This is a genomic window from Methanosaeta sp. UBA458 (genome assembly GCF_002496085.1).
Classification (GTDB): Archaea; Halobacteriota; Methanosarcinia; order Methanotrichales; family Methanotrichaceae; genus Methanothrix; species Methanothrix soehngenii.
The window spans coordinates 23,757-29,253 of record NZ_DAIK01000044.1; the positions used below are offsets into that span (position 1 = coordinate 23,757).

Here is a 5,497-nt window from a genome sequence, read left to right on the forward strand (position 1 = left end):
GCCGATCCCATCAGGACCACCACCGTGGTGATCGCACCCGGTCCGGTGAGAAGGGGCGTGGCCAGGGGAAAGACGGAGATATCCTCCCTGCTATTGGCATCCTTCAATTCCTCTTCCGTTACCTTCTTCTGCTGGTGGACTCCTCTGAGCATGTCTATGGCCACCAGGAAGAGGAGAACTCCTCCAGCCACGGATAGGCTGTCCGTGGTGATGCCGAAGAGGCGGAGAACGAGATCGCCTGCCATGGCGAAGAGAATGGCAATGATAAAGGCGACCAATGTGGCCCTCTTATAGATACGGCTCTTTTCCAGAGGGGGCAAGCCGATGGTCAGGGTGACATAGACCATGGTGGCCTCGATGGGATTGACTATCACGAAGATGGTGCTGAAGACATATACGAAGTAGAGTAGGTAATCGCCTGCATCCATTGAATTTCCCTTTTGGCCATTTTGTTCTGCGGCCTACAGCTCATATGTGGCCCTTGCCTTAAATAGATCATCTCATCCAATCCAGCTCTCCCAAAGGTGGAGGATGGTTACGGAGAGTATGGCCAAAAGGCTGATGATAACCAGGGCAGTGAAGGCCAGATGCTGTTTTGACCATCTGTCCCCGGGCTTATCCCGGGGAGATATGCCCTGCACCAGAAAGGTGCCAACCCCTGCCAGGTTGATGCTGGCGATGTTCACCAGGAAGAGGAGGAACGCTCCATAAGCTAGAGTGGTGTATCCAGCCCCTAAGAGCAGGCCGGAGGTCACCAGCGGGGGGAGGAGGGCAACTGCCACTGCTACTCCGATCAGAGTTGCCGGGGCGCCAGAGGTGAAGGCCAGCGTTCCCGCGCAGCCTGAGACCAGGGCGAGGAGTACCTCGTCCAGGCCCACGGCCGTTCTGGACTCGATCTCAGGAATGGTGGGATCGACGGCCAAAAAATAGCCCATTGCAATGGAAAGGGCGGCGGCAATGGCCAGACCAACCACATTTGTCTTTAATGCATTCTTGGCCAGATTGATATCGCCCAGTGCGGCGGCTAAAGATAAGGCGACATTGGGGCCCAGCAAAGGGGCTATGACCATGGCACCGATTATTATTGCTACGCTGTTATTCCATAAACCAATGGCAGCAACTATAGCAGAGAGGATCACCAGAACCACATAGACACGGGTCAGCTTTGTGGCAGTGGAGATATCCTCGTAAAGCTCCTCCCTGCTCAGCCGGAAGCTCTTGTTCTCCTTATCCCCGGAGAGGTCAGCGGCGTCAGTGGATTTCACTGCCATCTCTTCCGCGGGAAGGGAGGCCTCGACGGGGATTATATTTATTCGGAAACCATCCTCGTCCGAGAACCTCTCCTGCAGGGACTTGAGCAGACTCTCGCTCTCCTCGGCAAAGACGAGGATCTTCACCAGGATTTGTTCTTCTGAGAGGCGGCTGTACATCACACCCTTTACCGGATGCTTCCAGACCCCTATGATATGCTGCATTCTAACATCTAAAGCTTCCTTTCTTTCGCTGAGCAGCTCTTCGATCTGCTCTTTCTTCCCTTCAGGAAGGGTTATCTCAATTGAACGCAGGGCCATTATTCACTCCAGCAGCCGCCTTCTTGTCCTCCTGTTTTAATAGAGGCATCTTGCTTATAAATTCTGCCATGTTGGGCCAAATAGGAAGCTAGCTTGAGGGATGGCGTTTTATACCCAAAAACCAGTTCATCGGCTGTGTGAAGGCCATGGCAGAAAAGGGATCCATTCTTTTGGCAGTATCGCTTGCGTTCATCCTGTTCACGGGCCCTGTAAATGGTGATATCACCGTCCATTCAGGCGACCGAATTCAGAAGGCGATAGATTCTGCTGCCCCAGGAGAGATCATACTGGTTTCTAGCGGCAGCTACAATGAGAGCCTGGTGGTGGACAAATCGCTCGTCCTCCGGGGGATAGATACTGGCGGGGGCCAGCCTCAGGTGCAGTCCGACGAGGGGCCGGCCATAATCCTGTTGGCGAAGGGGGTAACCATCGAGGGATTTGCGATAAAGAGCCAGAGCAGCAGGAGGGAAAGCGCTGGTATACTGATCCAATCTAATGATAATCTGATAATCGATAACCTGGTCCATGGCTGTGGGAATGCGGGTGTTGTCCTGAGCCATGCTATAAATAACACCATCCTGAGCAATCTGATAGAAGGAAACGGCAATGAGGGTATGTACCTGAAGAACTCCAGCCGAAACCGCCTGGAAGGGAATCGGATTAGGGATAACAGGTACGGCCTGAGGCTGGAGGACTCCCATACCAATGAGATAGTCGGCAATCTCTTGCAGAATAACCAGTTCGAGGCCATGTATCTCCAGGCCAGTCACTCCAATCTGATCGAAGGCAATCTTGCTGAAGATAATGAGGTGGGGCTGGTGATGGAGAAGAGCCGGAGCAACCTGGTGGCTAGGAACGATATCCAGGGAAATGAAAAGGGCATCTCCCTCACAAGTCAAGAGTCTTCTATAGCGGTCTCAACAAAGGGAAAGGGGGTTTTCATATCCTATAATGCCACCCCTTCCGGGGCAATAACCCCCTCCAATAACACCATTTATCTGAATAACCTTTCCAACGAGGCGAATGCATATGACGATGGCCGAAACCGCTGGGATGACGGCCTCATCGGCAACAATTACAGCGATTTCAATGATCCAGAGGAGGGATGCAGAGGAAGGACGATCTGCGCTACCTCCTATTCGATACCTGGCGGCCCCAGCATAGACGAGCACCCCCAGGCTTCTCCAATCCGGGAGCCCGGCCTTGTCAGCGGCAGGGGCTGCGCCTTCATGCAGCTTTCTGGCACGAGCTTCCTTCCCGGGGGCGAGATGAGGCTGAACTATACAACCCCAGCGGGTATCGATGCCTGGCTGGGCCTCCAGTCTATTGCCCTGGATGAAGAAAATCTGGCCCAGGATCTTTATCTGGGAGAGAACATTTCCGGAGACATCCTGCTGACTGCTCCTTATATGGAAGGCTCTTTCAAGCTCGTAATGCACGATTCTAATGCTACTGCCGTCATATCCCTGCCGTTCAATGTCTCCTCCCCCCAGATCAGTGCATCGCCTTCCTCCGTCCTCACCTGCGAGAAGATCACTGTCTCCTTCCAGGGAGCGCGGGGAGGGGAGAAGGACTGGATCGGCATGTACAGGTCTGAATCATCAAATGCCCTTTCCAGCCAGAGCCTGGCGAGAAGGGAAAGTGGTGCCGTCACATTCACCGCTGAGGAGGCTGGAAGCTATGTGTTCAAGCTGTTTGCCACGGGAGAATCAATTCCACTAGCATCAAGCAATGCTGTCGAAGTGAAGGCCGACTCCGGCCATAAGATGGTCGCCGAGCCATCCCAGGTGGCTGCAGGGGGGACGGTCACAGTCACCTACTGGGGCGCGGCACCGGCGAGCGTCATCGGCATGTATGGCCTTACCAGCCCGGACAAGTTCGACTCAGGAAAGCGTTCCACCGGAGGCAAGAGCTGCGGCAGCATGGTCTGGCAGCTTCCGTCCAAGCCCGGGCAGTACGACTTCCGCCTTTTCGGAGATGATGTTAACCGACCGATCCTGGCCTACAGCAATGTGGTGACTGTGGNNTCCTGTCTCATGCAATGAAGCTAGTTATTTATGCAAATAAGATGCATAATTCAATTGATGATCGACTCCCTCATGCTTCTGATTATCCTGGCAGTTTTACTCCTTGTAGCAGGCTACTTTGTGATGACCTATAACCGCCTGCAGAGCCTGAGAAATGGCGCTGATGCCACCCTCTCCCAGATTAAAGTGGCCATGAAAAAGAGGCTGGACACCATCGAGCAGCTTGTAGACTCCATAGAGAGCTATGCCCATTTCGAGAGACAGACCCTGGAGAAGATCACGGGGATGAGATCGGGGCTACAAGAAGCGGGGGCGCAAGAATTGGGAAGGGTGGAGAAGGAGAGCCGCGGGGTTTTGGGCAACATCCGCCTGGTGGCAGAGAGCTATCCCGATCTGAAGACCTCCCAGGCAACGATAAACTCCATGAATGCCATCCGGGAGCTGGAGGATGAGATAGCCAGACACAGGTACACCTACAACAACATCGTGCAGGAGTTCAATACCATGCGCGATACGTTCCCCTCCCGCTGGATAGCTGCCTCCATGCCCAGGCTCGACTACCTCAGCTTCGAGGAGGATGAGCTGCGCCGGGCGGGATATTATACCGGAGAGGAGACAGAACCATCACGGCCAAAGGTGGAGTGGAAATAATAACATTTGACCACAATCCGCAGCTCCAAGAATGAAGGTGGCATGGGATGAAAGAGGAGAGGCAAGCAGCTGTATTAATTGGCATTGTGGCCCTGATCGGCCTTGGCGGGCTTTATCTAACCGGAGGCATTCCATTCCTGGAGGAGCCCTTCCCGGCAGGCCTCTTTTTGGGGGATGTGTATGTTGACAGCTACCGGGCAGATCTGTACCTCAACGGCACTCTGGCTGAGAGGTTCGACTATCAGGTGAAAAGCTCGGGGAAGTACCGGATGCTCTACCGCAATTGGAAAATGCCCCTCTCCAGCCAGAGCCTGGACATCCCTTATATAGAGCCCCTGAGTATCCTCCCCACCTCGGGGGCTGTGCCCTATGTAAGGGATCATAATGGCACAGTTCAGATATTATCGGCCTCAGGCAATCGCTACAATAGCGAGATCGCCTCCCTGGCCCTGGTGAATGAGGCGGGAGGCTACTATCCCCAGAGGTTCTCTACCGGGCAATATCAGATGGAGTATCTCTTCCGCATTCATCCCTATCTGGAGTGCGACCAGGAGTTATGCCACTGGAACCTCATGCTGGCGAATGAGCATCTGCCCTACCGGCAGATTGCGATATACATTCATGACCCGGACGAATTGATAGTAGAGCTTTTCACTCATCCTCAATTGAGAACTCAAAAGGAGGGAGAGATTTGGGTCATCACTGGTGGCAGCCCCAAAGATGAGCTGATAGAGGTTGAGATGCTTCTCCTGCCCCAGACAGCGAATATCATCGAGGGCATCACCCGAGAGGTCTCGAATGTCTATCAGAGGACCATCACCGCTCAGGAAAGTGAGGGATCAAGCCTATTGTTCGTATTGCGCTTTTTAGTGGCTGCACTGCCAATGCTATTGATTCTCGTCTACCTGCTCATTGGCAGGGAGAAGAGATATACCGTGCCCAGGGCCCTTTCCACCCCACCCAGCAGGAGAAGGCCCTGGCAGGTGAATATGCTCTTCAAGGGGGATGCCTTCGATTTCGATCAGGACGGATTCTATGCCACGTTGCTGGATCTGCATAAGCGGGATATCATCAGGATAGATACATTATCCGGGACCGAGATAATGGTCCTCTCCCCATCTGCACCGGATCTCGATGACTATGAGAGAAGGGTGATCGAGTTTCTCCAGGATAACTCTCGAGGAGGGGCGTTCTCTGCTCCGGGCTTTGAGGCGGAGGTGAAATCCCTGGCAAAGTCCAACGATACAG

General features: G+C 53.8%; 5 protein-coding genes. 3 read left to right on the forward strand and 2 right to left on the reverse strand.

Annotated features, from left to right (window positions below; genetic code table 11):
• Positions 1–428 (reverse strand): MarC family protein (locus BP822_RS02925; RefSeq protein ID WP_286877705.1); only part of this gene is annotated, 428 nt, incomplete at its 3' end.
• Positions 429–500: 72 nt separating this feature from the next.
• A complete protein-coding gene (locus tag BP822_RS02930; protein WP_013719608.1) occupies positions 501–1,571 on the reverse strand; it encodes a TIGR00341 family protein in 1,071 nt (356 codons plus the stop codon).
• Positions 1,572–1,717: 146 nt separating this feature from the next.
• On the opposite strand from BP822_RS02930, the gene BP822_RS02935 reads away from it, so the two are divergent.
• The 3 genes from BP822_RS02935 to BP822_RS02945 all read left to right on the forward strand — a co-directional run.
• Positions 1,718–3,616, forward strand: coding sequence for a right-handed parallel beta-helix repeat-containing protein (locus BP822_RS02935; protein WP_286877706.1), 1,899 nt, complete (start codon positions 1,718–1,720; stop codon positions 3,614–3,616).
• A 54-nt stretch (positions 3,617–3,670) separates the two neighbouring features.
• The gene (locus tag BP822_RS02940) at positions 3,671–4,249 is read left to right on the forward strand and encodes a LemA family protein (protein WP_286877707.1); all 579 of its coding nucleotides are present in this window, start codon (positions 3,671–3,673) and stop codon (positions 4,247–4,249) included.
• Between the two features lie 47 nt (positions 4,250–4,296).
• The coding region (locus tag BP822_RS02945) for a DUF2207 domain-containing protein (RefSeq protein ID WP_286877708.1) at positions 4,297–5,497 on the forward strand (1,201 nt) is incomplete at its 3' end.